Genomic DNA, 646 nt, shown 5'->3' on the forward strand with positions numbered 1-646 from the left:
TACAATAGTAGAACCGATTTGATCCCATTCAGTAATGGAGCCAGTGTAGACTTGTACAATAGTAGAACCGATTTGATCCCATTCGGTAATGGAGCCAGTGTAGACTTGTACAATAGTAGAACCGACTTGATCCCATTCAGTAATGGAAGAGATGTAAGTGACAGTGCTAATGTGATAGCTATAAAGTATCGCGGGATTCTTAAAGGAGCTAAAACAAAGGTTGCGAGGAATTCGAATCAGAATATTAGTAAACAACAAGAAGACACTATAACGAACAGCCAAACAGTATCGCAAGAAACTTCATCAGGTCATAATACAAGAGTCGGACGGAATCATCTAAAGAGAATGGCGAAAGAACCACGTGAACAAGCAAGAAACACCGGAAATTCATTATATCCTGGACCGACATTCCAAACATCTCTAGCTACAGGAGCTGAACAACAATCTAATGAAAAACTTTTTGAATCTGAAGCAAAAATTCTGGTGGATGAAATATTGGCTGATGGAGAGCATATGTCTTTAACCTGTCTCTTATACACATCTAGATGTGTATATATACAAAGTATTTCAACAAAAAAGAAAATAGAAATAACATGATGAATGAGAAAATACATAGAAAAAATCCCTTTAATTTTTAATCCTTAAT

Annotated in this window: 1 protein-coding gene; it reads left to right on the plus strand. The window is 35.9% G+C overall.

The window, feature by feature from the left end; translation table 11 throughout:
• A partial coding sequence (locus tag A5844_RS07855) for a hypothetical protein (RefSeq protein ID WP_218776170.1) occupies positions 1–597 on the plus strand: 597 nt, incomplete at its 5' end.
• Positions 598–646 lie beyond the last annotated feature (49 nt).

It is taken from the genome of Candidatus Enterococcus wittei (assembly GCF_002140175.1).
Taxonomy (GTDB): Bacteria; Bacillota; Bacilli; order Lactobacillales; family Enterococcaceae; genus Enterococcus_B; species Enterococcus_B wittei.